The following is a 25,797-nucleotide window of genomic DNA, read 5'->3' on the forward strand; positions in this document are numbered from 1 at the left end:
TTTGGCGGGGACATGGCCACTTAACCCCTGGCTTTCAAGGGGCTCGCCCCTAGATTGTTCAACGGACGGCGCTCACAGATCAGTTGGCCTCAGTACCAACGGCGCCGCTCCACGGGGAGAAGTCAGTGAGTATCCACATACATCATCCAACGCGCCATCGGCGTGTGTGGCCGCGTCTCGCGCTCGCCGTCACCGCGGCGGCGGCCCTGACGCTGACCGGCCTTCCGGACCTTGACCAGGCCGAGGCTGCGAAGGCGCCCAACGTCAAGGCCGTGAGGTGTGACGAGAAGTATCTCGGCAAGAAGTTCCCGTCCACCCCGGCCGACTCGGGGCCGCCCGCGAACCTCCCGTACGACGCGTGGCCGAACGACGAGAACTACACGTACGACAACCCGGCCAAGGCGTACGACGGGGTGCAGCCGCCGACCCAGGCCCAGCGCGACAAGGCGGGGAAGAACTACCGCAAGTGGCAGCGCGCGTACAACAAGTCGAAGAACCCCGCGGACAAGGTCATGGAGATCTACGCCCGCTACAACAAGCAGTACGACTCGGCCAAGGGCTACAAGGACTTCGCCCGCTTCCTCGACGTGCGCTACATCGGCAACCACGGCAACCCGCGCCGGGGCGAGGCGTTCGAGTCCCGCATGGTGAAGAAGTACAACATGGTCGGCCCGGACTGGTGGTGCCAGGACCCCATCGAGTACAAGGACCCCGTCACCGGGGAGAAGCGCACCCGTGTCGTCGACATGCACCAGCGGCGTACCGAGGTCAAGGTCGAGGCCAAGTCCAACGGCAAGATCGAGAAGGACCAGCTGGTCGCCGACCGGCAGATCGCCAAGGAGCGGCCGAAGTCGACGTTCCGGTATCTGACCGGCGCGAAGACCGAGGGATCGACGAAGGACCTGATCAAGCAGTTCGACGACGACCTCAAGCGTGACCGTGGCACCAGCCGCACCCAGGCCGGGGTCAACGAGCGCCGGTCCAACGCGATCGAGCGCACCCAGAAGCCGAACGTGTACACGAACTACGACAAGCGCTTCAACCCCGATCCGCTCAAGGGCGGCAGGGGGCCGATCATCGACGAGGCCCTGCGCTCGGGCAAGACGGTCGAGGAGGCGCGCCGGCTCCAGGCGCAGTACAACCAGAACAACCGTGGCGGCTACTTCGGCCGGGGGCCGGGCGGCATCGACTTCTCCACCATGGAGATCAACTACGTCGGTACGCCGGTCAAGGGCAAGGGTCTCGACTACTCGATGAAGGCCGACTACGTGAAGGACCCGGACACGGAGCCGGGATACGGCGGTGACGCCAAGCTCCAGCTCGCGTCGGACGCCTTCTTCACCTGGCTCGCCCTGACCCCGGACAAGTTCTGGGTCAACCTCAACCCGATCCGCCCCGACGTGATCATGGACAAGGAGTTCGCGAAGACGGATGCCGGCCGGGTCCTGCTGGAGTCCGACCTGACGCTCAAGCACGACTACGCGGACGCGATGAACCCGGACAAGTACGAGCGCGGGGAGGCCTTCTGGAAGGCGGCGCCCCGTACCCCGGAGGGCATGCCCTGCCTGCCCGTCATCCGCCAGTGGATCACCCCGAAGCCCGCGAAGGTCCGCGAGCAGGACGGCGGGATCTACATCCTCGACGCGCCGCTGCAGGTCAACATGGAGGTTCCCACCGGTCCCGACGTGCCGCAGGGCGGGTGCAAGCTCACCGAGGCGCAGACCAAGCAGGCCGAGACCCTGATCCGCACCATGATCCGGCCGGAGCTCGAGCGCCGGGTGAACGAGGACAAGTCCTACGGCGACCTGCGTCGTGTCTACTCCTCGCGGGTGGCCGCGGAGTACATCCGCCGCAAGGACGCCGTGCAGGCGACCGACTTCCGCAAGATCATCGACAGCAATGACGTCAAGCGGTGGCCGCTCAGGGGCGAGAACAAGGACTGGGACAAGAAGACCGTCTACGACAGTTACGTCGACTCGTTCCGGAACGGTGACTACAAGTTCGAGCGCGTCTACGACGGCAAGGTGTGGATCCTGTCCATGGGCGGGGTCGACTTCTCCAAGGCGCCGAAGAAGAACATCACCCGTGTCCAGTTCAACACCGAGCACAAGGGCCTGGACAAGACCACCAAGACGTCCGTGCAGGCCCAGGTGACCTACCAGGACAGTGAGACCGCCTATCTCGGCGGGAGCACGGCCGATCAGCCGACGAGTCCGGAGAATCCGAAGCCGACGCCGAAGCCGACGCCCACGCCGACCGGTACGGGCGGTCCGAAGCCGACGGACACTCCGTCGTCGCCGACGCCCACCCACTCCGCGCCCGGTGGGGACCACACCACCCCGCCGGCCAAGGACCCGAGCGGCGACCTCGCCCACACCGGCAGCGACCTGCCGGTCGGCCCGATCATCGCGGCCGCTGCGGCGCTCGCCGTCGTGGGCGGCGCGCTGACGTGGTGGATGCGACGCAGGAGGACCGCGGGCAGCTGACCCTTCCCGCGCGGACGCTGTCCTGTCCCCCGCCCCCGTTCCTCAGTAGGTCCGGGTGCGGGGGACAGCCGTGTTCCCCGCCGCCTCCCGGGACGCCAGCCCCGCCCGGACCGCGCTCATCCGGGCCCGTACGCCCTCCACGGGCACGGCACCCGCCGGGCCCCGGGGTGCGTCGCCGGGCTTGCCGCGGCAGGCTCCGCACACGCCGCCCCGCATCGCCTCGGGGCTGCCGGGGGCCCGGCACTCACTGCATTCCAGGGTCCGCAGGACGACCTCGCGTACGGGGGTGATGCGCGCGGGCGGCAGTTTGTCGAGCAGCCTGCGGCCGACGAACGCGACAGGGCTGTATACCTGGGCCGGGAGCCCCTGCGTCAGCGCGCACATGATCTCCGCCTCGGTCGCCCCCCGCTCGAACCACTCGCTGACCTGCGGTTCCAGCCGCACGCAGTGCGCCTCCGACAGCGACAAGGAGGGCGCGGTCCTTCCCAGCGCGGCCAGCAGGATGAACGACCGCGAGCGGGTGGCCCGTTGCTGCTGCTCCTGCGGTACGTCGCCCCGGGTGTACGCCGCCCACCACTCGTCGTCGCGCGTGGTGCGGGAGAAGAACGTGCGGGTGACCCAGATCAGTGCCTCCTCGGTCGCTACGCACTCACTGCCCCGCCGCAGATGCCCCTCCTCCTGGAGCCGGTTCAGCGAGGTCCGCAGCGCGCACTGCCCGTACGGCAGCACCTTGGCGAGGGTCTTCACGGAGATGTCGGCACCCTCGCACAGCCCGTCGATGTACGAGGCGATGGCGGCGTCGCGGGGCAGAAGGTGCGCGAAATCGTGGCCCGTAACGGGCCGTTGGCCCGGGGCCGAACGCTTGCCGTATCCGGGATTGGCCATCGGATGGTCGAGCGTGGGCGCGGGGCAGGGTGCGGGAACAGGGGCACCACTAAACTGACTGGCAGCCATGGGATCGCCTTTCACGATCGTCCTGGTCAGGCCCCTGCTCGGTGTTTGCGCACCGGCGGGGGCCGTCGTGTCGAGGCTGACGCTAGAGCGTCATTACCCTCCGTCGCAAGTCGGTCGCGAAAAGTCAACCCGGCGGGCAGGGAGGGCGGGTGGGAATCAATCCCGCCACCCATTCCGCTGAAAGAGCGCTCGGATCTCGGGGCTTGAGCTCCGAGGGATTTCGGGGGCCGGTGGGCTCTGTGCCGGTCAGTGCCAGTAGGAGGGCGAAGATGATCCAGATCCGGAGGCGTTCCAGGTGAGAACCAGGAAGGCGACGACGATCGCCACCCCGATCGCGATGAGCAGGGCGCACCCGATGGCACCGGGCAGGTTCTTCCGACGGAGGCGCCGATCGAGTTCCTTCGCCTCGGGGGTGTCGTTCCGCCAGTGCGGCTGGAGCACTGCGGTGCCGTCGGTGATGGCAGCGGCCACCCGGGCAACGTCTGCGGGGTGGTAGGCGCTCCAACTGGTCTGGCCCCACGTGGAGTGCGACACGTGGTGGCTGCTGCGGACTCCGTTGGCGTTCGCGGTGGCCTGCAGGCAGGTCGACCGGATGGTCGGCCAGGCTCGGGCCAGCTTCCTCTCGGTCAACCAGGCGACGTTCTCCGGTTCGGCTGCTGGCACGGGCGCACCTGCTTTCGGCTCGCGTCCAGTCTCTCCCGGTTGGCGTCATGCGGGCAACAGCTGTGTCTCGTCGACGACTTGGCTCGTCATCCGGACCCCGAGGAAAGTTGAGATCGATGTGGGCGCTCGAGTGCGGAGAAAGGCCACGTCATGGGCGGTCGCTATTGCCTACTTCGATCTCAACTTTCTGGAGGCGTCGCCCCTATCTGTGGGGGCAAGCTGTGTGGCTCACCATGGGGGCATGGATGGCCGTGGCGTTGTTCTTCTGGTGGGCGATTCTCAGGGTCCGGCTCGAGGTCGGCGCTGGCGGCATCGTGGCGGTCAACCCGTGGGGGACTGAGGGTCGACAGGGGGCGGGTTCACGGACGGACGGTGGGCAGCGGTGCGGGGCGTGACATCTCGGCGCCGTCGCACAGCCCGTGATGGACGCGGCGATGGCGGCGTCACGGGGGTGGGCGCATTCGCACCCTCATCGACGGTTGCCGCCGCCACCCCTCCGCCCGCCGGTGAACGCTGAGACTATCCAGGCGACGAGCACGACAAGGAAGAACACGACGATGATCGTCGGAAGTACGGAAGCCATCCCGGTCCCCCAGGGAGTGTGAGCGCCCAGGCTGAAGTGGGCGCTGGTGGAAGGTGATTGAGGGTAGTGGCCCGCCGCCGGTGCCGATATGCCCAGGCACTCATCCTGCATCGGATCTTCACTCCCGCCAGGTCCGGGGCGGGGAGGGTAAGGGCTGGGGCAGTGCGACGACCGGCAGCCGGCGCCACGGAGAGGGGACCTTGCGCCCGCGCCCTCGACGACGCCCACCGGTACGTCGCCGACTGGCTCGCCGGCATGGACGTCCGGTACGACCTGGGCGACGACCACCGGTTCGTCGGCACCCTGTGCCCGGACATGAAGTTGACGCTGGAGCGGCGCGACCCGGACGTCATCACCGCGGTGACCCGGTCGGCGGGTCTGCTGCGTGAGAGGCGTGGGCTCCTGCTCGACCTCGTCGACCGAGCGGAGGCCCGCGACGCCGTGGCCGCGTGGACGGACGGGTCAACGCCGTCACCGCCCGCACGGACCGGGTGGACGTCGACGCGTCGCTCATCCGGCCCGACGGCTGCCCGGGCCTTGCCTACCGGGCAGGACCTCGACGCCACCACGCCGGCGCGGTCGCTGGGCACAGGGTTCGGCCAACCGGCCTGAGCACCGTATTAACAGTCGTCTCAGGTTCGCTCCGTACGAAGTAGGCATCCAGATAAGCGATGCAACCCGTATGTAGGAGGCTAGTGATGGCAGTCAACGCAGCGCCGTCCGGGGAAGCGCCGGCCGGTCGGTTGGCAGGCCGGTGGGTGCCATGGTTGGTGATTGGCTTGTGGCTGGTGCTGGCGGCGGGCATGGTGCCGCTGAGCGGAAAGTTGAGCTCGGTCACCACCGACAGCGCCGTAGACACCCTGCCGGCCAGTGCCGAGTCCACCAAGGTGGCGGTGCTGGACGACAGTCTCCCCGGCGGTGACGACAACACGTTCGTCTTCGTGTACCACCGCGCCGACGGCATGACCGACGCCGACCGCGCGACGGTCGAGCGCCACTACGACACCCTCGCCAAGCGGTACCCGCCGAAGTCGAAGGCGGCGGCCGGCGAGGACGACGAGGGCTCACCGACGAGCCCCTCCGCCGACCGCAAGGCGATGATGTTCACCCTCGAGGTGAGCACGACCTACGGCGCACCGGAGGACATCGTCGGCCCGTTGCGTGACGCCGCGAAGGACCGCCCCTCCGGCCTGGAACTCGACGTGACCGGCCCGGGCGCGATCGACGGCGACATGGATGCCGTCTTCGACGGCATCGACGTGCAGGTCCTCCTCACGACCATCGTCGTCGTCACGCTCCTGCTCATCCTCACCTACCGCAGCCCGGTGTTGTGGATCATCCCGCTGGTAGCCGTCGGGGCGGCCGCACTGACCTCGATGGGGACGGTCTACCTGCTCGTCAAGGGCTTCGGCATCGTGGTCAACGACCAGAACTCGGCGCTGCTGACGATCCTGGTATTCGGCGTCGGCACGGACTACGCGCTGTTGCTCATCGCTCGATATCGGGAGGCACTGCACCACCATGAGAACGTCCGGGTCGCGATGGTCCACGCGCTACGCGGCGCGGCGCCGGCCATCGTCGCGTCCGCGGCCACCGTGGTCGCCGGCCTGCTCTGCCTGCTCGTCGCCGACCTGAACAGCACCAGCGGGTTGGGCCCGATCGGTGCGGTCGGCATCCTGTGCGCGCTGGTGGCCATGCTGACGCTGTTCCCGGCGGTGCTCGTGGTGCTCGGCAGGCGGATCTTCTGGCCGGCCATCCCGCGGTTCAGTACGGCCGTTGAGGAGAAGCCGGGGCTGTGGGGACGGCTTGGCGCCGCCATCAGCCGCCGCCGGTGGGTGGCGACGCTCGGCTCGCTCGGAGTTCTCGGCGTGCTCGCCCTCGGGCTGGCGGGCAACACCGGCGCCCTGCGGGAGCAGGACCAGTTCCTGTCCGCGCCGGAGTCGGTCACCGGCTTCACCGTTCTCCGCCAGCACTTCCCGGAGCTCGGCGGCCAGCCGATGACGATCTTCACGCGGCCGGCGCACCAGGAGCGGGTGCTCGACATCGTCAAGGACACTCGCGGTGTGGCTCTGGCCATTCCGGAGCAGACCAGCGGTGGCTGGGCCAACATCTCCGTGTTCCCGAAGGACGCGCCGGACACCGTCGCAGAGTACGACACGATCAAGCGGCTGCGCACCGCCGTGCACGCGGTGAGCGGGGCGGAGGCGATCGTCGGCGGGCCGAGTGCGGAGAACCTCGACACCGAAGTGACCACCAAGCGCGACGAGAAGCTGGTGATCCCGCTGGTGCTCGCCGTCGTCCTGATCGTCCTCGGGCTGCTGCTGCGCGCGATCCTGGCCCCGCTGGTCCTGATGGCCACCGTGATCGTCTCGTTCGCCGCGGCCTTCGGCGGCAGCGTGTTCGTCTTCGACACGATCCTCGGGTTCAAGGGGATCGACTATTCGGTGCCGCTGCTGGCATTCCTGTTCCTGGTGGCGCTCGGCGTCGACTACAACATCTTCCTGGCCAGCAGGGCCCGGGAGGAGACCGTGCGTCTCGGCACCGGAGAAGGCATGCTCAAAGCCCTCTCGGCCACCGGGGGCGTCATCACCTCGGCGGGCATGGTCCTGGCGGCCACGTTCGCGGTCCTCGCCACACTTCCGCTGGTGATGCTGATCGAGGTCGGGTTCCTGGTCGCCTTCGGCGTGCTGCTCGACGCCCTGCTGGTGCGGTCGGTCCTGGTGCCCGCCCTGACCTTGCTGATCGGCCGGCGGATCTGGTGGCCGAGCCGGCTGTCCCGTCCAGCGGCGGAGCTGCCGGACGGTCAACGGTCGCTCGCTGACGACGAGGAGCCCGCGCTGCGGCGGTGAGCGCGGCGGCACGGACGAGATCCGGGACGGGGACCCAGGCCCCGTCCCGGATCATTTCTTCACGGGCCCGACGGTCGCCGCCCTTTGGTCCTGCGCCACGCGCCGGGGCCGGGGTCGGCGCATCGCGGTGGCCTGCCCCGACGGTGAGCCGCGCGGGGCCATGTCCGAGGGCCGCCGTGCCTTGTCCTGCGCCGCCGGGGCGGGTCAGCGCGCCGCGGTGTCCTCCCCGACGGTGAGCCGCGCGACAGGGGCGGGCGGGGCAGCGGCTGGAAGGCCGACCCGAAGCAGCGCGCCACCGCGTGCGGAGCGGGCGACGGTGGCCCGGCCGCCGTGGGCGTCGACGACCCGCTGCACGATCGACAGCCCCAGACCGGATCCCGGCAACGCCCGGGCGCTGTCGGCACGGTAGAAGCGGTCGAACACCCGCGGTACGTCGGCGGCGTCGATGCCCGGCCCGGCGTCGTCGACTTCGAACACCGCCGACGCGCCCTCGGCACGGAGCCGGACCTGGACCGGTTGGTCCGAGGGGGACCACTTGCCGGCGTTGTCGATGAGATTGAGCACCGCCCGCTGGAGCGCAGCGGGACGCCCGCTCACCCACACAGAAGTCACGTCGAGCGCGACCTCGATGTCGGGCATGCGGGAACGCGCCCGGGTCGCGGCGGCCACCACCACGTCGGCGAGGTCGAGCACCTCGGTGCTCTCGTCGCTGACGTCACCGCGCGCCAGGTCGGTCAGCTCGGCGGCAAGCGTGCTCAACTCGGCCACCTGGGCGCCGAGATCATTGAGCAGCCGGGTCCGGCTCTCCGCCGGCAACGCGCTGTCCAGCGCACCGCGCCGATCGAGCCGGATCAGCAGCTCGGCGTTGAGGCGCAGGCTGGTGAGCGGGGTCTTGAGCTCGTGGGCGGCGTCCTCGGCGAGCAACCGCTGGGCCCGACGGGAGTCCCGGAGCGCGGCGAGCATGTCGTTGATCGACTGGATCAGCCGCCGGATCTCCCCACCGCCCTCATCCGGGATGTCGGCGTCGAGATCCCGGGTGTGCGCGACACGTACCGCGGCGGCGGTCAGCCGGTCGATCGGTGCCAGCCCGGTCCGCGCCACGGTCCGCCCGACAAGGGCGCCGCCGACCACGCAGAGCAGCCCGATCAGCAGCATGCCCAACCCGAACCGGTTGACCGGGCTGTCGTCGGTGACGCGGGCCACCTGGACCGCGCCGTCGCCGGCCCGCAGCGTGTAGATGAGGTAGCCGTCGTCGTCGCTGTCGTCCGACTCCATCAGGTCGGCCGACGCGCCCTGCGCCACGCGCCCGGCGTGCTCGCTGACGGGGGGCAGCGCGGGTTGGCCGACCGGCGTCCGGATCGAGCCGTCGGGCAGGATGACCCGCACCAGCCGACCGGATCCGGGATACGGCGGTAGCTGGACCTGCGCCAGACCGGCGCGCTCCGCGTTCGTCGCCAGGACGCGGGAGTCGGCGCGTAGCTGATTCTCGGCGGTGTCCTGCAGCTCCCGGTCCAGTAGCTCGCTGGCCACCTGGAAGGCCGCGAACACGCTGACCGCGATGGCCGTCGCCGCGATCACCGTCAGCCTGGTCCGCAGGGACCGCCGGCGCCACCATCGGGTCAGCCGACGTGGTTCCCGGCCGGCGGGCCTGTTCACGGAGGAGTCTCCCGCAACGTGTATCCCAGGCCGCGCAGCGTGTAGATCAATCGCGGCTCTCCCTCGGCCTCCATCTTGCGGCGCAGGTAGCTCACGTAAACCTGGAGGTTGTTGGCGGTGGCGCTCATGTCGAAGCCCCAGATCGCCTCGAACAGCGCGTCGCGGGTCAAGACCCGGGTCGCGTTGCGCAGGAGGACCTGCAGGAGGGAGAACTCGGTCCGGGTCAGGCGCAGCGGCCGCCCGCCCCGCCACGCCTCGAACCTGTCGGGATCGAGCCGGACATCGGCGAACGCCAGGATCTGCGACTCCTCGTCGGTCGGCGTGCGCCGGCGCAGCAGGGCCCGCACCCGGGCCAGCAACTCCTCGGTGGCGAACGGCTTGGGCAGGTAGTCATCGGCGCCCGCGTCCAGCCCCGTGACCCGGTCGGAGACCTGGTCACGGGCGGTCAGCATCAGCACCGGCAAATCACGACCCGCGGCCCGCAACCGCCGGCAGGTCTCCAACCCGCCGAGGCGGGGCATCATCACGTCGAGGATCAGCAGATCCAGTGTGTCACCGCCGGCCCCACCGACCCCGTCGAGTACGGCGAGACCGTTGGCGACGGTGCTGGTGTCGTAACCCTCGACCTGGAGGACCCGCTCCAGCGACTCACGGATGGCCGCTTCATCATCCGCGATCATGATCCGCACGCTGGCCCGTCCCCTTCCCGTCGATGCTTTTGCCGCTCATTGTCGCCGGTCAACCTGAGGCCAGGATTAGAGCGTCTGCTTCCGGCCGTTGGATGACGCTCAGTATGCCGGGCTTGCCGCTGGGACATGGAAGTTCGACTCTGCCTTTCGCGGGCACGGCAGGGGCGACTCCGCTCTTCACGTCCGGCCACGGACGTCGACCAGCTTGCCCGCACAGTCCGGCGGCCAGGCCGTTCCGCACTCGGTCAGGACGGACCCTCGCGCAACGCGAAGTTGAGATAGATGTGGGCGCTCGGGCATGGATGAAACGCCATCTCAGGGGCGGTCGCTATCGCCTACTTCGATCTCAACTTTTGAGGAGCGGGCCGACTGGGCCGTTGGCCGGCTCAAGGAGCCCGAAGTCTTCCGGGATTTCCTCCAGGAACTTCCGTCGCGCGGGGTCGTTCTCGGCTTCGGCCATCGTCGCGAGCAGGTCGGACAACTCGGTCCGTTGATGGATCGACAGCTTGCTGACCACGTGGGCGACACCCTCCAGGAGCTTGACGGCGTCGTCCGGATCCATCTGCTCGTCCTCACTGCTGTCGATGAACCACAGGACATCGACCAAGGCCTCGGCCAGGGCTTGGGTGAGCGACGAGTACACGGGCATGAAGGCGGTCTCCCAGCGGATCGCGACGGCAGAATCCGGCCACCCCACCACACGCCTCTGACATCACACTCAGTCCGCCTGCACGAAAGGTGAGCCCGAGCCCGCGCACCTGCGGCCGCCGGGAGCGGGATTTGCGGTACCCGACCGGCCCATCCCCGCAGCCCGGCTGCGTGCTGCGGGGGCGGTTCACCGGTCAGGGTCGTACGGCGGGATCGTCCAGCGCAGGACCGCTTCGCCGGCGCGGGGTTCGAGGGTGGCGGGATAGACCTGCTCGTAGGCCCGCTCCCCGCGGTGGCGCATGGAGTGATCTCCGGGGTCCCAGCCGAGACCGAGGACTTGGCAGGCGTCGAGGTCGATGGTGCCGGCCAGCAGGGGGTGATTCCATCCGGCCCGGGTGAACCGGTGGAAGTCGGTGTGTGCGTCGACGGAGACCATCAGGCCGTTGCCGGGTCCTTCGCGGGCCCAGGTTTCGAGCCGTTCGGCGACCGCTTCGGCCTCGGCCATGGGGAGGTCGAGCCATCCACGCGGGCCGTGCCCGCCGGGCTCCTGCGGGATTCGGTCGCCGCCGAACTGGGCATGGACGGCGTCTTCGTACTTCCCCCAGTACGTGACGTCCGCCAGGCCGTCGGTGGACTCGCCGCCCAGGCCGATGAAGCCGTCCAGCGCCTGGGCGTCGCCCAGAACCATGCCGCACCGGTCGACCGGCAGGTCCCCGAGCTGCACGGGTTCGCCGTCTTCGGGGCCGGGCCAGGGCAGCCCGAGGCCGACCTCGAGAACCGCGATGGCCGGTTCCCCGTCGAAGGGCGAGGCCGATGTCCGTGCCCGCACCGGAAGAGGCCGGTCTGCGGCGGCTGCGACAGCGATCGCCTCACACATCCATGCAGACGGCTCGGTGGCCTCGGGACCGTAGAGGTGGCCGGCACCCGTGGCTATCGCGGTACGGGCCCGCTCGGACAGAGGGCTTCCCAGTTGCGGCCAGTAGTCGATCCAGCCCGCCATGCCCAGCACGAGCATCCCTGAGGGCGCGGTGACAGTGCCTAGGTCGACATCGGTTTCGGTCATCCGCTGATTGAACACCCGAGGGTGTTGGCGCTTGCGCTCCGGGGTTGGCGCGCGTCTACGACCTCTTCAGCCCGGCTACGAACGTCGACCAGGCCGCCGCCCGGAACACCAGCGCCGGGCCGTCCGTCATCTTGGAGTCGCGGACGGGGACGATCTCGGGGACACCGTCGAGCACTTCGAGGCAGTTGCCGCCGTCTCCGCCGCTGTACGTGGACTTGCGCCAGGTGCCCATCTCCAGGCAGTTGCCGCCGCTTGCGTCGCTGTAGGAGGACTTGCGCCAGATCACCGTGGACAGGTCGTAGTCAGGATCGCTCAGCTTCATGGTCGTAATCCTCCGCCACCGATTCGATCAAGGCCAGGGATGCTGCCGGGGAGCACGCGCTGGCTACCAGTAGATCGTAGGTCAGTTCGTATCTTCTGACCTTTGACGGCTCATCGAGAAGTTGACCGGAGCCCAGACTGTCCAGGTAGGCGAGTGGTGGCGCATCAGAGAAGGCCATCAGTTTGAGGCCGCCACCCATTGCGGCGTGGCCGCCTTCGGAGAAGGGCAGCACTTGAAGAATGATGCGGTGCGCCCTGGCCAGAGTGGCGAGGTGTCTTAGCTCCTGTGCCATGGTCCCGGGGCCGCCGACCTTTCGCCGCAGCACTGCCTCATCCAGTACGACCCACAACATGGGGAGTGTTGGATCGGTGAGGATCTGCGCGCGCTCCAGCCTCGCCGCCACCAACTCGTCGATCGCGCTCTCGGTGGCGGTAGGGAGTCCCTCCCGGAACACTGCCCGCGCATACGCCTCCGTCTGCAACAGCCCCGGGATGAGCTGAGGTGCGTACTCCCGGATCGCCGTCGCGCGGGCCTCCGCCTCCGCTGCCTCCGCGAAGTGTTCCGGGTACTTCGACGTCTTCAGCGCCGTGCAGTTCCGTACGAAGAAGCCGTCCGCGCCCAGCACCTCGTCGAACTTCTCCGCCTGGTCCATCTGCATCCGCCGGACTCCGGATTCCAGCTGTCCGATGAACGAGCCGCTGACGAAGAGCGGGGCGCCGAGTTCGGCCTGGGAGAGGCCCGCGTCCTCTCTTCTGTGGCGCAGTTCCGCGCCGAGAAGGGCGCGCGGCGAGGAGGAGGGGTCGAGCTTTCTGGGACCTGGCATGACAACTCCCTGTGGCACATGTGCGGTTGTTGGAACGGCACCTCTTCCAGGCTAACGAGAGATTGGCCACGCTGGGTATGCATTGACACTACGCAGAGTGGAAGGAATGGATCATGACGACTACGGAGCGGCGCAAAGCGGCAGCGGGCAGAGTGCGGGAGGCCGAGGAGCTGGTGGCGCGGTTGCGGGGAGGGTTCGCGGGGGTGGGGGTCGTGCTGCCCTCGCTGCGGATCGACCCGGTCTCCTTCGCGGGCGACGATCCCGTGGTGCTCCTTGACCTGGGCCGCTGCAACCTCGATACGGCGTTGCGGCTGTCGCAGGTGCTGGAGGGCAAGGGCGCGGGTCATGGCGGCTGACGCCGATGGGCTGGAGGCGTGTACGCCGGAGCCCGGGTCCTTCGCGGTCGATGAGCGGGACGGGCGGGTGGGACGGGTGATGGGGCGGGTCGGCCCGTATGTGCAGCTGCGGCCGCCCGGGGGCGGCGCGGAGTGGGACTGCCCGCCCGACCGGGTCCGGCCGGCGCCGCCGGGGCTCGTGCTGCGGGCGCGGGTGACGGAGGTCAACCGGGAGGGGCAGCTGCCTCGGTGACTCGGTGAGGGCGCGGTCAGTCTTCGAGTTCGTGGCGGACGCGGCGGGAGGGGGCGAAGGTGTACAGGTCGAGGATGTCGGGTGGCTCGGCAAGGCCGGGGCCGCCTTCGCGGACCCAGGCGGCGATGTCGGCGGCGGCGCCGGGGTCGTTGACCTGCCCGAGCCAGACCGGGCGGCCACCGGCCCTGCGGCCTTCGGCGGATGGCTGGATGACGATGACGTTGGCGCGCTCGCACGCGTCCAGGCAGTCGGTCCGCCGGACCATCGCGACTGCGGCCAACTGGGTGCGCAGGTCGCTGAGCTGGGCTTCGTGGTCCAGATGCGGCACCTTCTCCGGGGTGCCGCAGCAGCAGCCGCGGCAGACGGTGACGGTGGGCCGGGTGGCTTCCGGCGTGGGGGCGGCCTTGCGGCCGGCTGTCTTCCCGGGCGCGGCCTTCCTGGTGCGGCGGCTCATCGGATGTCCTGCGCGGCGCGGTTCCAGGCGGCGTCCCGCAACAGGCGCAGCCCGTTGAGGCCGACGATGACGGTCGAGCCCTCGTGGCCGAGCACGCCGAGGGGCAGCGGCAGGTGGCCCACCAGGTCCCAGACGACCAGGCCGGAGATGAAGACCGCGGCGATGACCAGGTTCTGCACCACCAGGCGGCGGGCCGCCCGCGAGAGGGCGATCACGGTGGGGACGGTGGCGAGTTCGTCGCGGACGATGACGGCGTCCGCGGTCTCCAGGGCGAGGTCGGAGCCGGCCCTGCCCAGAGCGATGCCGGTGTGGGCGGCGGCCAGGGCGGGGGCGTCGTTGACGCCGTCACCGATGAACAGCACTTTGCGTCCTCGGGCCTCCAGGCGGCGTACGGCGTCGACCTTGTCCTCGGGCAGCAGGCCGGCGTGGACGTTCTCGCCGGTGATGCCGGCCTCGGCGGCCAGGCGGGCGGCGGCGCGGGGGTTGTCGCCTGTCACCAGGATCGGGGTGCTGCCGGTGAGGGTGGTCAGGGCGGCGGTGGTCGCGGCGGCGTCGGGCCGCAGCCGGTCGGCGATGCCGAGGACGCCGACGGGGGCGCCGTCGCGCAGGACCAGGACGGCCGTGCGGCCGCCGTCCTCCAGCTCCGCCGCGATGCGGGCGGCGGGGGTGCCGTTCGTTTCCCCGCCGACGAGCAGGCGGGAGGGGGCGCCGACCGCTACCCGGTGGCCGTCGACCGTCGCGGTGACGCCGACGCCGGGGGCGGAGGTGAAGTCGAGCGCGTCGGCGATGGCGAGGCCCCGGGCGCGGGCGGCCTCCACGACGGCACGCGCCAACGGGTGTTCGCTGGGGTGCTCGGCACCGGCGGCCAGTGCCAGCAACGCGTCCGCGGTCGGCCCGGAGCCGTCGCTGTCCAGGGGGCGGATGTCCGTGACGCGCGGGGTGCCCTCGGTCAGGGTGCCCGTCTTGTCCAGGGCGACCGCGTCGACCTGCCCGAGCCGCTCCATGACCACGGCCGACTTCACCAGGACGCCGTGCCGTCCGGCGTTGGCGATCGCCGAGAGCAGCGGCGGCATGGTCGCCAGGACCACCGCGCACGGCGAGGCCACGATCATGAAGGTCATCGCCCGCAGCAGCGAACCGGTCAGGTCGGCGCCGTACGCGAGGGGGACCAGGAAGACCGCCAGGGTCGCGACGACCATGCCCAGGCTGTACCGCTGCTCGACCTTCTCGATGAACAGCTGGGTGGGCGCCTTCGTTTCTGAAGCCTCCTCGACCATGGCCACGATCCGGGCGATCACCGAGTCGGAGGGGTCCCGCCCGACTTTCACCCGCAGCGCGCCCGTGCCGTTGAGCGTGCCGGCGAAGACCGCGTCCCCGGTCTCCTTCGCGACCGGCAGCGGCTCCCCGGTGATGGTGGCCTGGTCCACCTCGCCGGCTCCGGAGAGGACGTGGCCGTCCGCGCCGATCCGCTCGCCGGGGCGGACAAGGACGGTGTCGCCGACCGTCAGGTCCTCGGTGGGCACCGTCGACTCGCTCCCGTCGTCGGCCACCAGGGTGGCCGTGGCGGGAGCGAGGTCGAGCAGACCGCGTACCGCGTCCTGGGTGCGGGCGGTGGCCAGCGCCTCCAGGGCTCCGGAGGTGGCGAAGATGACGATCAGCAGCGCGCCGTCCATCACCTGCCCGATCGAGGCCGCCCCGAGCGCGGCCACGATCATCAGCAGGTCCACATCCAGGGTCTTCTTCCGCAGCGCCCCGAGCCCTGCCCAGGCGGGCTCCCACCCGCCGGTGACGTAGGCGGCGGCGTAGAGCGGGCCCCAGACCCATGCGGGTGCGCCGGCCGGCTGGAGCGGCAGCGCGAGCAGGAACAGCACCAGCGCGGCGGCGGCCCAGCGGGTCTCGGGGAGGGCGAATACCCGGGTGCGCCGCCTCGGGGCCGTATGCGCGGTGGCCGGAGCAGCCCTTTCGGGCCGCTGGAGCAGGTCGGAAGGCATGGCGGGACAACCTCTTCGGGGCGGAGGGCGGCAACGCGTCCACCGTACAGGAATACCTGAACAGGTTTTCAGGTGTCGCCGGTAGGATGGGCTCTATGGGTCACAAAGTCGACGACAGGAACCACGCCACGCCCCGCGAGCGCCTGGACGCGGCGGGCGCGAGCGATGTCGCCGCCACCCTTCAGGCCCTGGCCACCCCTTCGCGGCTGTACATCCTGGCCCGGCTCCAGGAAGGCCCCTGCGCGGTCGGCGACCTCGCCGAGGCCGTGGGCATGGAGGCCTCGGCCTGCTCCCACCAGCTCCGCCTGCTGCGCAACCTCGGGCTTGTCACGGGGGAACGCCGGGGCCGCTCCATCGTCTACGCCCTCTACGACAACCACGTCGCCGAGCTTCTGGGGCAGGCCCTCTTCCACGTCGAACACCTGCGACTCGGCCTGCGCGACGCCCCGGCCGGCGAGGGCGCTTCGGGGCCGGCCCCGGTTCAGCGGTAGTCGATCGCGCCCGGCAAGTCCCTCGCTGGCAGATCCCTGTCCACATCACGCCGTTCCATGCGGTGCCTCCGTGTGGGCTCCCGCAATGATGCTGCCGCCGTGCGCAAAAAGACGATAAGTCAACGCAGTTAATCGTCAAGCTCTCGAAATCTGCTCGCAGGAGTCTTGTGGGCCGGGTCGTGCGGGTCCTACTGTCGGCTCACCTTCTCGGCCGCCGCCCCACCCGGCGCCCGGGTCGTTCACCTCTCCCCAGAGCTCCACGGATTTCTTCAGACCGCCTCAGAGAAACGGGCCTGCGATGTCACGGAAGATCAGCGGTTACGGAGCGACGAGCACGCGAAGACCGCGGCGGGCAGGGCTGTACGCCGCCGCCGTCGCCTCGATGACCGCGGCCGCCGTCGGCCTCGGGGTGCTGGCCGGTACGCCCGCGGGCGCCCGACCTGCCGCCGCCCCGGCACCCGCCGCCCCGGCCCCCGTCGTCACCCGGGCCGCCCTCGACCCGGCGCTCGTCACCGGCCGGGGCGCGAAGGTGGCGTTCGCCGAGCAGGAGGCCGAGAACGCGGTCACCGACGGCACGGTCATCGGCCCCGACCGCACCGCGTACACGCTCCCGTCCGAGGCGTCCGGCCGGCAGGCGGTCCGCCTGGAGGCGGGGGAGCACGTCGAGTTCACGCTGCCGAGCGCGGCCAACGCGATCACCGTCCGCTACAGCATCCCGGACGCGCCGGGCGGCGGCGGGATGACGGCGCCGCTGGACGTCGCGGTGAACGGCAAGAAGCGTTCCACGATGACGCTGACCTCGCAGTACTCGTGGCTGTACAACCAGTACCCGTTCTCCAACGACCCGGGCGCGGGGCTGCTCCACCCCGACTGGTGGATCACCGAGTGCTCCTGCGTGCCGGCCGCGACCACCCCCGTACCGGAGATCGCGAAGCCCTTCCGGCCCAGCCACTTCTACGACGAACAGCGCCTGCTGCTCGGCCGGACGTACCGCGCGGGCGACACCGTACGGCTCACCGTCCCCGCCGGGAGCCGGGCCGCGTGGACGGTCGTCGACCTGCTGGACTCGGAGCTCGTCGGCCGTCCGCACGTCGAACTCCTCGCCGCCAACGCCCTCGCCTTCGGGGCCGATCCGACCGGCCGGCGCGATGCGGCGGGCGCCATCGAGAAGGCCATCGCCTTCGCACGGCGCGCGCACCTCAAGGTGTACGTCCCGCCGGGCACGTACCGGGTCGACCGGCACATCGTCGTCGACGACGTCACGATCACCGGAGCGGGCAACTGGTACACGAAGATCAAGGGGCGGGAGGTCGCGCTCGACGAGCCCGCCACAGACGGCTCGACCCACACCGGAGTCGGTTTCTACGGGAAGTCCGCGGCCGACGGCGGCAGTCGCAACGTCCATCTGTCCGGCTTCGCCATCGAGGGCGACGTACGGGAACGGATCGACACCGACCAGGTCAACGCGATCGGTGGCGCACTGAGCGACTCGACCGTCGAGGGGCTGCACATCAGCCACACCAAGGTCGGCATGTGGTTCGACGGGCCGATGAGGAACCTGCGGATCAGCGGCAACACGATCGTCGACCAGATCGCCGACGCCATCAACTTCCACACCGGCGTGACCGATTCACGGGTGTCGCACACCTTCGTACGCAACTCGGGCGACGACGGCCTCGCGATGTGGTCCGAGAAGACGGCGAACGCCCGCAACACCTTCGACCACAACACCGTCCAGACGCCGGTCCTCGCCAACGGCATCGCCGTCTACGGCGGCACCGACAACACCGTGTCGGACAACCTGGTCGCCGACCCGGTCCGCGAGGGCAGCGCCCTGCACATCGGCGCCCGCTTCGGCGCCGAGCCGTTCACCGGAAAGCTGACCCTTCGCGACAACACGACGGTGCGCGCCGGTACGTACGAGCTGAACTGGAAGATCGGGCTCGGCGCGCTGTGGGTCTTCGCCCTGGACAAGAGCATCGACGCGGCCGACATCCGGGTCACCGGCGACCACTACCTCGACAGCACGTACAACGCGATCATGCTCGTCTCCGACTGGGCGGTGAAGGACCAGTACGACATCGAGGGCGTCCACTTCAAGGACATCCGGGTCGACGGCACCGGCACCTCGGTGCTGAGCGCCCGCGCGGCGGGCGGGGCGAGCTTCGAGAACGTGGACGCGCGCCACGTCGGCGCGGTCGGCGTCAACAACTGCGGGTCCTTCCACTTCGCGGCGACCGGTTCGGAGTTCTCCCTCGCGGACCTGGGCGGCAACGACGGCGACTGGCTCGCCCCCTGGCTGCTGCCCAACACGATCACCTGCGACGACCGGCCGCCGGTCGTCCCGCCGCCGGCGCCGGGGGCGTGGTGATCGCGGCCTGACGGTCCCCGTCTTCGGTCGCGGAAGGGCGCGGCCCGGGGACGGGGCAGTCGACACTCACCGGTCGGCGCTGTCCGGGGGCCGAGGGGAGCCCCCCGGCCCCATGCCGTCCGCGCAGTCCCGTCGCCGGGGAGTCAGTAGATGAGCGTGTAGTTCTGCCAGCCGGAGGCGATCTTCACGCGAGGGGCGAAGGCCTGTGTGCCGGTGCGACCCGTGGCGTCGTACCGGTAGACCGCTCCGGTCGCGTCGACAGCGACGAGGTCGGCGCGGCCGTCGCCAGTCAGGTCGCCGGGCGAGGCCAGTTGCGTGTATGACTTCCAGCCGCCGCCTATCAGGACGGGCGCCGTGAAGGGCGAGGACACGGATCCGGTGCCCATGTAGAGGTACAGGTTGCCGTCGTACCTCCGCGCGATCAGGTCGGGGCGGCCGTCGCCGCTGTGGTCGCCGCCACTGACCAGTTTGCTGTACACGTTCCAGCCACCGCCGACCCGGACCCGGGTGCTCAGGGCAGAGGTCCCCACGACTTCGTCGCTCCTGTTCCGGTGCAGATACAGGACGCCGTCGAATCCGAGACCCAGCAGGTCGCCCTTGCCGTCACCGGTGAGGTCACCAGGGCCGACGATGGACGTGTAACCGGCCCACACCGGGCTATCGCTGATCCATCCCGGCCCATCGGCGTACAGATAGCCCGGTTCCACTTCGACCTTCTGGGCCCTGCCGCTCGCGTCGAGTGCGGAGCTGAGCGTGCCTTCGAAGGAATCTTGGAAGAACGAGTCGTTCAGTACGGGAGCGCCGAACCGCCCGTTGGCCAGAGCGGGCCGCAGATAGTGGTCGTACGAGCGGTCGATCGTCAGGAGCTCGCCCTTGCCGTACAGCGGTAGGCCGCCGCCTCCGGCGTACAGCGAGATGTGCTGCCCGCCGGCGCCGGATTTCTGGCGTGCGGCGAAGCCACCTCCGCCGGAGGCCAGGTACCGGTACATGGTGCCGTCCGGCGTGCGTGCGACGAAGTCTGCACGGCCGTCAGCGTTCAGGTCGTCCGCGGCTATCAGTTGGTTGTACATCTGATAGCCATGACCGACTTTGACCCGTGCCTTGAACGGAGCACCGGTTGAAGCACCGGTGCCCTTGTAGAAGTAGAGCTCTCCCATGGGCGTCCTGGCGATGATGTCGCCGATGCGATCGCCGTCCACATCGCCGGTCCCCACGAGTTGGTCGTACACCTGCCACCCGCCGCCCACACGGATACGGGTGGCGAACGGCGCAGGCGCGCCGGGGGTGCTCCGGTAGAGGTAGAGGTCGCCCGAGGGCGTACGGCCGAGGAGATCCGACTGGCCGTCGCGGGTCACATCGCCCGGCGAGAGGATCTTGTTGAACATCTGCCAGCCGTAACCGATGACCGTGCGGTAGGTGGTGCCGTTCGTGCCCGCGGCCTCGTAGGCGGCCAGTTCACCGTTCGGCCACAGAGCCAGCAGGTCGGGCGCCGCTGTTCCGTAGATGTTTCCCACCGGAATGATGTCCTTGGGGCGATTCTCGGCGTCGGCCCTTGTCCCGATGGTGAAGGCCGAGCCGGTTGTACCCCCGCTGAGCGCGATGGTGGTCGTGCCGTCCGTCCTGAGCTCGACGCGGTCGGTGATTCCATCTCCGTCGGTGTCGTACCGAGGCTCCAGGGCAGCGGCGGGAGCCGCGGCAGCCACGCCTGTCACGGGGGCCGCGAACGCGATCATCGCGGCAATGCCGGCCGCCGAAGACAGTACCTTTGACATGCGTGAGTGGATCAAGCTCGCCCTCCCTCTGACGGGCCACCCGTTGCGAGCGGCGCCTCCCTCGCGGACGGCAGGCCAGGATTCCCCACCCCATGGCATCCGTGTCCGAGATCTTGAGGAAGATAGCAGTCGGCAAACCTCGCTCACCAGGAGAAACGTGGCGGGAGAGCCCGTAATGGCCAGCCGGTCCGGTGCCGGTATTGCGCCAACACCGGGTATCGCCCGACCCGGCGTGGCACGATTCCACGGTGACCAGCAGAACCGATCCGGCACAGCACCTGAGCGACCTCGCGCGGCTCCGCCGCGTCCGGGACCGCATCGACAGGCAGTACGCGCAGCCGCTGGACGTCGAAGCGCTCGCCCGTGGCGTGCACATGTCTGCGGGGCATCTCAGCCGGGAGTTCCGGCGGGCCTACGGCGAGCCCCCGTACGGCTACCTCATGACCCGGCGCATCGAACGGGCGATGGCGCTGCTGCGCCGCGGCGACCTCAGCGTCACCGAGATCTGCTTCGAGGTCGGCTGCTCGTCCCTGGGGACGTTCAGCACCCGCTTCACCGAACTGGTCGGGGTTCCGCCCAGCGTCTACCGGCGTCAGACGGAGGCGCAGCAGGCCGAGCAGGGTGGCGCGGGGGTGCCGTCGTGCCTGGAGAAGCAGGTGACACGACCGGTCAGGAATCGAGAAGCGCCCGCCAGGAAGCCGGAATAGCGTGACGGACATGGACATCAACATTCACTCCACGTTCCTTCCGCACAACGACCCGGACGCCTCCGTCGCCTTCTACCGCGACGTCCTCGGCTTCGAGGTACGGGGCGACGTCGGCCAGGGCGCGATGCGCTGGATCACGGTCGGACCCGTCGGGCAGCCCGGCACGTCGATCGTTCTGGAGCCGCCGTACGCCGATCCGTCCGTCACCGACGAGGAGCGTGCCACCGTCGTCGGGATGATGGAGAAGGGCACGTTCGCCCGCGTCCTGCTGGCCACGCCCGACCTCGACGGCACGTTCGAGAAGGTGCAGGCCGCTACCGGCGAGATCGTCCAGGAGCCGACCGAGCAGCCCTACGGCGTCCGCGACTTCGCCGTCCGGGACCCCGCGGGCAACCTGATCCGCGTCCAGGAACGGCACTGACCCGACCCGGGAAACGACCACAGCCGCAAGCCGTACGAAGCAAGCCGACGGGACCGCGCGGGCGGTCCCGCCAACGGATGGAGACACGATGACCAGGGCCAAGAGGGCGGACTCGGCGTCGTCCGCGCCGCACGCGGGCGACAGCCACGACCTGATCCGGGTGCACGGCGCGCGCGTGAACAACCTCAAGGACGTCAGCGTCGACATCCCGAAGCGCCGGCTGACCGTGTTCACCGGCGTCTCCGGCTCCGGCAAGAGCTCACTGGTGTTCGGCACGATCGCCGCGGAGTCGCAGCGGCTGATCAACGAGACCTACAGCGCGTTCGTCCAGGGCTTCATGCCCACCCTCGCCCGGCCCGAGGTCGACGTACTCGAAGGGCTGACCACCGCGATCAGCGTCGACCAGCAGCGGATGGGCGCCGACCCCCGCTCCACGGTCGGCACCGCCACCGACGCCAACGCGATGCTGCGCATCCTGTTCAGCCGCCTCGCCAAGCCGCACATCGGCCCGCCCAGCGCGTACTCCTTCAACACCGCGTCGGTCCGGGCGAGCGGCGCGATCACGGTCGAGCGCGGCGGCAGGACCAAGGCGGAGAAGGCGACCTTCCAGCGCACCGGCGGGATGTGTGTGCGCTGCGAGGGCCGGGGCTCGGTCTCCGACATCGACCTCACCCAGCTCTACGACGACTCCAAGTCGCTCTCCGAGGGTGCGTTCACCATCCCCGGCTGGAAGTCGGACAGCCAGTGGACCGTGCAGGTCTACGCCCAGTCCGGCTTCGTCGACCCGGACAAGCCGATCGCGAAGTACACCAAGAAGGAACTGCGGGACTTCCTGTACGGGGAGCCGGTCAAGGTCAAGGTCAACGGCGTCAACCTCACGTACGAGGGTCTGATCCCCAAGATCCAGAAGTCGTTCCTGTCCAAGGACAAGGAGGCGATGCAGCCCCACATCCGGGCGTTCGTGGAGCGTGCGGTCACCTTCACCACCTGCCCGGAGTGCGACGGTACGCGCCTGAGCGAGGGCGCCCGGTCCTCGAAGATCAAGCGGATCAGCATCGCCGACGCCTGTGCGATGGAGATCAGGGACCTGGCCGAATGGGTGCGCGGCATCGAGGAGCCGTCGGTGGCGCCGCTGCTCGACGCGCTGCAGCAGACCCTGGACTCGTTCGTGGAGATCGGCCTCGGCTACCTCTCGCTGGAGCGGCCCGCGGGCACGCTGTCCGGCGGCGAGGCGCAGCGCGTGAAGATGATCCGCCACCTCGGCTCCTCGCTCACCGACGTCACGTACGTCTTCGACGAGCCCACTATCGGGCTGCACCCGCACGACATCGAGCGGATGAACAACCTGCTGCTGCGGCTGCGCGACAAGGGCAACACGGTGCTCGTCGTCGAGCACAAGCCGGAGACGATCGTGATCGCCGACCATGTCGTCGACCTCGGCCCCGGCGCGGGCTCGGGCGGCGGCACCGTCTGCTTCGAGGGCACGGTCGACGGGCTGCGGGCGAGCGACACGATCACCGGCCGCCACTTCGACGACCGGGCCGCCGCCAAGGACGCGGTGCGCGAGCCCACCGGCGCGCTGGAGATCCGCGGCGCCACGGCGAACAACCTGCGGAAGGTCGACGTCGACGTCCCTCTCGGGGTCCTCGTCGTCGTCACCGGAGTCGCCGGTTCCGGCAAGAGCTCGCTCGTACACGGCTCGATCCCGGCGGGCGAGGGCGTGGTGTCGATCGACCAGAGCCCGATCCGCGGTTCGCGGCGCAGCAACCCGGCGACGTACACCGGGCTGCTCGAGCCGATCCGCAAGGCGTTCGCCAAGGCGAACGGCGTGAAGCCGGCGCTGTTCAGCGCCAACTCCGAGGGCGCCTGCCCCACCTGCAACGGGGCCGGCGTCATCTACATGGACCTGGCGATGATGGCCGGGGTCGCCACCCCGTGCGAGGACTGCGAGGGCAAGCGGTTCCAGCCGGCGGTGCTGGAGTACAAGCTCGGCGGGCGGGACATCAGCGAGGTGCTCGCGATGTCGGTCGCCGAGGCGGAGGAGTTCTTCGGCGCGGGCGAGGCGGCCCTGCCGGCCGCGCACCGCATCCTCGACCGGCTCGCCGACGTCGGCCTCGGCTACCTCAGCCTCGGCCAGCCGCTCACCACGCTGTCCGGCGGCGAGCGGCAACGCCTCAAGCTGGCCACGCACATGGGCGACAAGGGCGGCGTCTACGTCCTCGACGAGCCGACCACCGGACTGCACCTCGCCGACGTCGAGCAGTTGCTCGGCCTGCTCGACCGGCTCGTGGACTCCGGCAAGTCCGTCATCGTCGTCGAGCACCACCAGGCCGTGATGGCGCACGCCGACTGGATCATCGACCTGGGCCCCGGGGCCGGTCACGACGGCGGCAAGGTCGTCTTCGAGGGCACGCCCGCGGACCTGGTCGAAGCCCGCTCCACCCTTACGGGCGAGCACTTGGCGGCGTACGTGGGCGGCTGACACCGCGCGGTAGTGGCGGCGGAGGGGCCCGGGGCTCAAGCCCCGGGTTCCTCCGCCCGTTCGGTACGGGGCCTCGAGCCCTTGGTCTCTGCGCCCGTTCGGTGGGGGGCGCTCTCAAGCTCATGGCCTCTGCGCCCGCTAGGTAGGGGGGCGTACGGGCCGGGCGGTGTGTGCTGCTCTGCTGCGAGTGCGCTCCGGGGAGCGGGCCGCCGCCGTGCGGCGCCTACAGGGCATGGTGAGCGTGAGCATGGCAAGCGATGTGCAACTGGCCGTCGAAGCGGCGCAGGCGGGAGCGGCGGTGGTTCGTGGCATGTACGGGACCGTGCTGTCGCGTACGGAGAAGGCCGGCGGTGACTTCGCGACGGACGCGGACGTCGCTGCCGAGGACGCCATCCTCGGCGTGCTGCGCACGGCCCGGCCCGATGACGCTGTCACGGGCGAGGAGAGCGGGGAGACCGGCGCGGGCGGTGCGGAGCGCAGGTGGCTGGTTGATCCGTTGTGCGGCACGTTGAACTACGCCGTGCAGAACATGCTGGTCGCGGTGAACGTCGCCCTGCGGGTGGGGTCCGGCGTCACGGCGGCCGCATCCGCCGACCCGTTCAGCGGCGAGGTGTTCTGGACCGACGGGGTAGGCGCCTTCGTCCGGAAGGACGGCGTGGACGAGGAGTTGTCGCCGTCGCCCGGCTCCTGCCTGGTCGACGTCAACCTTGACGCACCGTTCCCGAACGCACCGGACTTCCGGGCCGTACACCTCCTCGCCGCCCCCGAGTTCAGCGAGCGGTTCCGACCGCGCGTCGTCTCCACCACGCTGGCCGTGGCCTGGGTCGCCGCCGGGCGCAGGGCCGCGTACGTCACCGACGGCGACCTGCGCGACAGCGTGCACTTCGCGGCCGGGATCGCGCTGTGCGAAGCCGCCGGCTGTGTGGTGACGGACCTGCGCGGCCTGCCGCCGCACACCGGGCGGGGCGGACTGATCGCGGCGGCCGACCGGGAGACGCATGCGGCGCTGCTGGGGATGGTGAGGGCCCAGGCTCCGGCCGGCTGATGAGTTCTCCGGGAGGGTGACGCGCGACGGAAGGGCGGCCACCCTCCCAGGGTGCCCGCCCTTCCGTCGCGCGACCGGCCTTACGGGGCCGGGACTTCCTTCACGAGCGTCGAGGTCCAGGGGCAGAAGTAGGCTCCGGGCAGGAAGGCGCCGCCCGCTTCGTCGAGGTGGTCCTCGACGTACGGAATCGTCGCGTCGCAGACCTCGATGGCGACGTCGAAGAACCGGACCGTCTGCGGGTCGAGGTGGTAGCTCCACCGCGGGTTGTAGTCGGCCTGGCGCTTCAGAATGCGGCCGACGACGTGCGGCTCGCTCGTCGTGGCACCGCTCACGAGGTCCCGCGCGTGGTTGATCTGGTCCTCCTCGACCAGCTTCACGATGAACGTGCTCCGCGTGATGTCGGTCATCTCGAAGTACGCGGGCGCGACCGCCGCGGCGCGCGCCCCCTCCCGGCTCTGGGTGGCCTGGGTGGCCTGGGCGGGCTGGGCGGCAGTGAAGGCGAGCATGGCCACGGCCGCGAGGCTCGCGGCCTTCGTGAAGAGGTGTCGCACGGGATGTCTCCAGGGATACGGGGGAGACCATGATCATCATGGTCGTCTCGTCACGCAAAGTAGCGCATGCAACACTCTGTGCGAGCGCGCGACGCGCTGAGTGGTTCGCCCTGGAACGCAGCGTGTTCGGTGCGTCTGTCACACGATCGTGGGACGCTGAGGGGAGCGGCCTCACCCCGCCGCACCGT

Annotated in this window: 23 protein-coding genes; 11 read left to right on the forward strand and 12 right to left on the reverse strand. The window is 70.0% G+C overall.

Annotated elements, in window-relative coordinates:
* The first annotated feature begins 164 nt into the window (after window positions 1–164).
* The gene (locus ABTX18_RS29190) at window positions 165–2,486 is read left to right on the forward strand and encodes a hypothetical protein (protein WP_352125759.1); all 2,322 of its coding nucleotides are present in this window, start codon (window positions 165–167) and stop codon (window positions 2,484–2,486) included.
* A 42-nt stretch (window positions 2,487–2,528) separates the two neighbouring features.
* On the opposite strand, the gene ABTX18_RS29195 is transcribed toward ABTX18_RS29190, so the two are convergent.
* Together ABTX18_RS29195 and ABTX18_RS29200 are read right to left on the reverse strand one after the other, a co-directional pair.
* Window positions 2,529–3,371, reverse strand: coding sequence for a hypothetical protein (locus tag ABTX18_RS29195; RefSeq protein ID WP_352125760.1), 843 nt, complete (start codon window positions 3,369–3,371; stop codon window positions 2,529–2,531).
* A gap of 315 nt (window positions 3,372–3,686) precedes the next feature.
* The gene (locus ABTX18_RS29200) at window positions 3,687–4,103 is read right to left on the reverse strand and encodes a hypothetical protein (RefSeq protein ID WP_352125761.1); all 417 of its coding nucleotides are present in this window, start codon (window positions 4,101–4,103) and stop codon (window positions 3,687–3,689) included.
* Window positions 4,104–4,848: 745 nt separating this feature from the next.
* Between ABTX18_RS29200 and ABTX18_RS29205 the strand changes: the two genes are divergently transcribed.
* Both ABTX18_RS29205 and ABTX18_RS29210 read left to right on the forward strand, forming a co-directional pair.
* Window positions 4,849–5,298 carry a hypothetical protein gene (locus ABTX18_RS29205; RefSeq protein ID WP_352125762.1) on the forward strand — a complete coding sequence of 150 codons (450 nt, stop codon included), beginning with the start codon at window positions 4,849–4,851 and terminating at the stop codon, window positions 5,296–5,298.
* 86 nt (window positions 5,299–5,384) lie between these two features.
* Entirely contained in the window at window positions 5,385–7,535 is a 2,151-nt protein-coding gene (locus tag ABTX18_RS29210) for an MMPL family transporter (RefSeq protein ID WP_352125763.1), read from the forward strand.
* A 204-nt stretch (window positions 7,536–7,739) separates the two neighbouring features.
* Here the strand turns inward: ABTX18_RS29210 and ABTX18_RS29215 are convergent, their stop codons facing one another.
* The 6 genes from ABTX18_RS29215 to ABTX18_RS29240 form a co-directional block, all read right to left on the reverse strand.
* Window positions 7,740–9,191, reverse strand: a complete 1,452-nt coding sequence (locus tag ABTX18_RS29215; protein ID WP_352125764.1) for a HAMP domain-containing sensor histidine kinase — start codon at window positions 9,189–9,191, stop codon at window positions 7,740–7,742.
* A complete protein-coding gene (locus ABTX18_RS29220) occupies window positions 9,188–9,880 on the reverse strand; it encodes a response regulator transcription factor (protein WP_352125765.1) in 693 nt (230 codons plus the stop codon). The genes ABTX18_RS29215 and ABTX18_RS29220 overlap by 4 nt, the downstream gene beginning before the upstream one ends.
* 346 nt (window positions 9,881–10,226) lie before the next feature.
* The gene (locus ABTX18_RS29225) at window positions 10,227–10,529 is read right to left on the reverse strand and encodes a hypothetical protein (protein WP_352125766.1); all 303 of its coding nucleotides are present in this window, start codon (window positions 10,527–10,529) and stop codon (window positions 10,227–10,229) included.
* 186 nt (window positions 10,530–10,715) lie between these two features.
* The gene (locus tag ABTX18_RS29230) at window positions 10,716–11,591 is read right to left on the reverse strand and encodes a hypothetical protein (protein ID WP_352125767.1); all 876 of its coding nucleotides are present in this window, start codon (window positions 11,589–11,591) and stop codon (window positions 10,716–10,718) included.
* Window positions 11,592–11,646: 55 nt separating this feature from the next.
* Window positions 11,647–11,913, reverse strand: a complete 267-nt coding sequence (locus tag ABTX18_RS29235; protein WP_352125768.1) for a DUF397 domain-containing protein — start codon at window positions 11,911–11,913, stop codon at window positions 11,647–11,649.
* The gene (locus ABTX18_RS29240; RefSeq protein ID WP_352125769.1) at window positions 11,894–12,736 is read right to left on the reverse strand and encodes a helix-turn-helix domain-containing protein; all 843 of its coding nucleotides are present in this window, start codon (window positions 12,734–12,736) and stop codon (window positions 11,894–11,896) included. Before ABTX18_RS29240 ends, ABTX18_RS29235 begins: the two co-directional genes overlap by 20 nt.
* Window positions 12,737–12,849: 113 nt before the next feature.
* Here ABTX18_RS29240 and ABTX18_RS29245 point away from each other — a divergent pair, with 113 nt between their 5' ends.
* A complete protein-coding gene (locus ABTX18_RS29245; protein ID WP_352125770.1) occupies window positions 12,850–13,092 on the forward strand; it encodes a hypothetical protein in 243 nt (80 codons plus the stop codon).
* Window positions 13,082–13,324, forward strand: coding sequence for a hypothetical protein (locus ABTX18_RS29250; protein WP_352125771.1), 243 nt, complete (start codon window positions 13,082–13,084; stop codon window positions 13,322–13,324). The genes ABTX18_RS29245 and ABTX18_RS29250 overlap by 11 nt, the downstream gene beginning before the upstream one ends.
* Before the next feature lie 16 nt (window positions 13,325–13,340).
* Here the strand turns inward: ABTX18_RS29250 and ABTX18_RS29255 are convergent, their stop codons facing one another.
* Together ABTX18_RS29255 and ABTX18_RS29260 are read right to left on the reverse strand one after the other, a co-directional pair.
* The gene (locus ABTX18_RS29255; protein WP_352125772.1) at window positions 13,341–13,778 is read right to left on the reverse strand and encodes a (2Fe-2S) ferredoxin domain-containing protein; all 438 of its coding nucleotides are present in this window, start codon (window positions 13,776–13,778) and stop codon (window positions 13,341–13,343) included.
* On the reverse strand, window positions 13,775–15,769 hold the full coding sequence (locus ABTX18_RS29260; RefSeq protein ID WP_352125773.1) for a heavy metal translocating P-type ATPase: 1,995 nt from the start codon (window positions 15,767–15,769) through the stop codon (window positions 13,775–13,777). The genes ABTX18_RS29255 and ABTX18_RS29260 overlap by 4 nt, the downstream gene beginning before the upstream one ends.
* Before the next feature lie 95 nt (window positions 15,770–15,864).
* Here ABTX18_RS29260 and ABTX18_RS29265 point away from each other — a divergent pair, with 95 nt between their 5' ends.
* Together ABTX18_RS29265 and ABTX18_RS29270 are read left to right on the forward strand one after the other, a co-directional pair.
* Window positions 15,865–16,260 carry an ArsR/SmtB family transcription factor gene (locus ABTX18_RS29265; protein WP_352125774.1) on the forward strand — a complete coding sequence of 132 codons (396 nt, stop codon included), beginning with the start codon at window positions 15,865–15,867 and terminating at the stop codon, window positions 16,258–16,260.
* Window positions 16,261–16,558: 298 nt separating this feature from the next.
* The gene (locus ABTX18_RS29270; protein WP_352125775.1) at window positions 16,559–18,631 is read left to right on the forward strand and encodes a glycosyl hydrolase family 28-related protein; all 2,073 of its coding nucleotides are present in this window, start codon (window positions 16,559–16,561) and stop codon (window positions 18,629–18,631) included.
* 143 nt (window positions 18,632–18,774) lie between these two features.
* On the opposite strand, the gene ABTX18_RS29275 is transcribed toward ABTX18_RS29270, so the two are convergent.
* Window positions 18,775–20,403, reverse strand: a complete 1,629-nt coding sequence (locus ABTX18_RS29275) for an FG-GAP-like repeat-containing protein (RefSeq protein WP_352125776.1) — start codon at window positions 20,401–20,403, stop codon at window positions 18,775–18,777.
* A gap of 248 nt (window positions 20,404–20,651) precedes the next feature.
* Between ABTX18_RS29275 and ABTX18_RS29280 the strand changes: the two genes are divergently transcribed.
* From ABTX18_RS29280 to ABTX18_RS29295, 4 genes are all read left to right on the forward strand, one after another.
* The gene (locus ABTX18_RS29280) at window positions 20,652–21,110 is read left to right on the forward strand and encodes a helix-turn-helix transcriptional regulator (protein ID WP_352125777.1); all 459 of its coding nucleotides are present in this window, start codon (window positions 20,652–20,654) and stop codon (window positions 21,108–21,110) included.
* 10 nt (window positions 21,111–21,120) lie between these two features.
* The gene (locus ABTX18_RS29285) at window positions 21,121–21,531 is read left to right on the forward strand and encodes a VOC family protein (protein ID WP_352125778.1); all 411 of its coding nucleotides are present in this window, start codon (window positions 21,121–21,123) and stop codon (window positions 21,529–21,531) included.
* Window positions 21,532–21,619: 88 nt separating this feature from the next.
* On the forward strand, window positions 21,620–24,013 hold the full coding sequence (locus tag ABTX18_RS29290; protein ID WP_352125779.1) for an ATP-binding cassette domain-containing protein: 2,394 nt from the start codon (window positions 21,620–21,622) through the stop codon (window positions 24,011–24,013).
* A gap of 232 nt (window positions 24,014–24,245) precedes the next feature.
* Entirely contained in the window at window positions 24,246–25,058 is an 813-nt protein-coding gene (locus ABTX18_RS29295; protein WP_352125780.1) for an inositol monophosphatase family protein, read from the forward strand.
* A gap of 80 nt (window positions 25,059–25,138) precedes the next feature.
* Here ABTX18_RS29295 and ABTX18_RS29300 read toward each other — a convergent pair whose 3' ends face one another.
* Complete coding sequence (locus ABTX18_RS29300; RefSeq protein ID WP_352125781.1) at window positions 25,139–25,609, reverse strand: BP74-related protein; 471 nt, start codon at window positions 25,607–25,609, stop codon at window positions 25,139–25,141.
* Window positions 25,610–25,797 lie beyond the last annotated feature (188 nt).

Source organism: Streptomyces sp. NPDC096323, from assembly GCF_040302845.1.
Taxonomy (GTDB): Bacteria; Actinomycetota; Actinomycetes; order Streptomycetales; family Streptomycetaceae; genus Streptomyces.

Bases quoted from the DNA above. Each gene is read 5' to 3' on its own strand.
- ABTX18_RS29260 (WP_352125773.1), bottom strand. From the start codon at position 15,769: ATGCCTTCCGACCTGCTCCAGCGGCCCGAAAGGGCTGCTCCGGCCACC.
- ABTX18_RS29225 (WP_352125766.1), bottom strand. From the start codon at position 10,529: ATGCCCGTGTACTCGTCGCTCACCCAAGCCCTGGCCGAGGCCTTGGTC.
- ABTX18_RS29235 (WP_352125768.1), bottom strand. From the start codon at position 11,913: ATGAAGCTGAGCGATCCTGACTACGACCTGTCCACGGTGATCTGGCGC.
- ABTX18_RS29250 (WP_352125771.1), top strand. From the start codon at position 13,082: ATGGCGGCTGACGCCGATGGGCTGGAGGCGTGTACGCCGGAGCCCGGG.
- ABTX18_RS29265 (WP_352125774.1), top strand. From the start codon at position 15,865: ATGGGTCACAAAGTCGACGACAGGAACCACGCCACGCCCCGCGAGCGC.
- ABTX18_RS29275 (WP_352125776.1), bottom strand. From the start codon at position 20,403: ATGTCAAAGGTACTGTCTTCGGCGGCCGGCATTGCCGCGATGATCGCG.
- ABTX18_RS29210 (WP_352125763.1), top strand. From the start codon at position 5,385: ATGGCAGTCAACGCAGCGCCGTCCGGGGAAGCGCCGGCCGGTCGGTTG.
- ABTX18_RS29290 (WP_352125779.1), top strand. From the start codon at position 21,620: ATGACCAGGGCCAAGAGGGCGGACTCGGCGTCGTCCGCGCCGCACGCG.
- ABTX18_RS29285 (WP_352125778.1), top strand. From the start codon at position 21,121: ATGGACATCAACATTCACTCCACGTTCCTTCCGCACAACGACCCGGAC.
- ABTX18_RS29245 (WP_352125770.1), top strand. From the start codon at position 12,850: ATGACGACTACGGAGCGGCGCAAAGCGGCAGCGGGCAGAGTGCGGGAG.
- ABTX18_RS29240 (WP_352125769.1), bottom strand. From the start codon at position 12,736: ATGCCAGGTCCCAGAAAGCTCGACCCCTCCTCCTCGCCGCGCGCCCTT.
- ABTX18_RS29230 (WP_352125767.1), bottom strand. From the start codon at position 11,591: ATGACCGAAACCGATGTCGACCTAGGCACTGTCACCGCGCCCTCAGGG.
- ABTX18_RS29270 (WP_352125775.1), top strand. From the start codon at position 16,559: ATGTCACGGAAGATCAGCGGTTACGGAGCGACGAGCACGCGAAGACCG.
- ABTX18_RS29295 (WP_352125780.1), top strand. From the start codon at position 24,246: ATGGTGAGCGTGAGCATGGCAAGCGATGTGCAACTGGCCGTCGAAGCG.
- ABTX18_RS29255 (WP_352125772.1), bottom strand. From the start codon at position 13,778: ATGAGCCGCCGCACCAGGAAGGCCGCGCCCGGGAAGACAGCCGGCCGC.
- ABTX18_RS29195 (WP_352125760.1), bottom strand. From the start codon at position 3,371: ATGGCCAATCCCGGATACGGCAAGCGTTCGGCCCCGGGCCAACGGCCC.